Raw genomic sequence first — 1,196 nt, 5'->3', positions numbered from 1 at the left:
CAGGGGAATCGCATGTGAGCGTTCTCTGTAAGGCATTGCGAATTGGGCAGAAATCGATTCTGAAGGTGGCTCCTGAGTTGGAAGGAGCGGCCGATGGATCGATTCTCGGAGTGCTTCGAAGATCTGCCCGACCCGCGGGCGGACAATGCGCTGCATGATCTGACAGAGCTTTTGTTCATTGCGCTGATGGCGACGTTGTGCGGAGCGACGAGTTGCACAGACATGGCGCTGTTTGCACGGCTGAAGGCCTATCTTTGGCAGGACGTGCTGGTGCTCAAGCATGGGCTGCCGAGCCACGACACGTTCAGTCGTGTGTTCCGCATGCTCGATCCAAAGGCGTTCGAGACGGCGTTCCGGCGCTTTATGGAAGCCTTCGCCGAAGGCGCGAAGATCGCACGGCCGCAAGGCGTGATCGCCCTGGATGGCAAGGCGCTGCGGCGTGGCTACGAGCGCGGCAAAAGCCACATGCCGCCGGTCATGGTGACGGCGTGGGCGGCTCAGACACGCATGGCACTGGCCAATGTTCTGGCGCCGAACAACAACGAAGCCGCCGGTGCCTTGCAATTGCTCGAACTTCTGCAACTCAAGGGGTGCATCGTGACGGCCGATGCGCTGCACTGTCATCGCGAAATGGCCAAGCAGATCGTGGCGCGGGGCGGCGATTACGTGCTGGCGGTCAAGGACAACCAACCCGCTCTGCTGGCCGACGCCAAGGCGGCGATTGCTGCAGCGGCGCGCAAGGGCAAGAAGCCGGTTACGACCACCGATGCAGACCATGGGCGCAAGGAAAAGCGCAGTGCGCTTGTCGTGCCGGTCAAGGACATGGAGAAGACGCACAACTTCCCTGGCCTCACAGCCGTCGCGCGGATCCGCAGCAAGCGCGGCAAGGATAAAACCGTCGAGCGCTACTTCCTGATGAGCCAAAATTACAGCCGCACGGAGGTTCTGCGCATCGTTCGCACCCATTGGACCATCGAAAATGGCCTGCACTGGCCGCTCGACGTCATCCTCGACGAGGATCTGGCCCGCAACCGCAAAGACAACGGCCCGGCCAACCTTGCCGTACTCAGAAGACTTGCCCTCAACGTGGCCAGGGCTCACCCTGACACCACCATCTCCTTGCGCCTCAAGCTCAAGCGCGCCGGGTGGAACGATGCCTTTCTTTTTGAGCTCCTCGGCCACATGCGATAGCCCTG

The 1,196-nt window shown here is 61.3% G+C and carries 1 protein-coding gene; it reads left to right on the top strand.

From position 1 onward, the window contains the following. Nucleotides 1-93 precede the first annotated feature (93 nt). The gene (locus IVA78_RS18140) at nt 94-1,191 is read left to right on the top strand and encodes an ISAs1 family transposase (RefSeq protein ID WP_247275788.1); all 1,098 of its coding nucleotides are present in this window, start codon (nt 94-96) and stop codon (nt 1,189-1,191) included. The last annotated feature ends 5 nt before the right edge of the window (nt 1,192-1,196 follow it).

Source organism: Bradyrhizobium sp. 137, from assembly GCF_023074095.1.
In the GTDB taxonomy this organism is placed as follows: Bacteria; Pseudomonadota; Alphaproteobacteria; order Rhizobiales; family Xanthobacteraceae; genus Bradyrhizobium.
This window is presented reverse-complemented; position numbering and strand designations above follow the sequence as displayed.

Coding starts and splice junctions, on each gene's coding strand:
- IVA78_RS18140 (WP_247275788.1), top strand. CDS start 94: ATGGATCGATTCTCGGAGTGCTTCGAAGATCTGCCCGACCCGCGGGCG.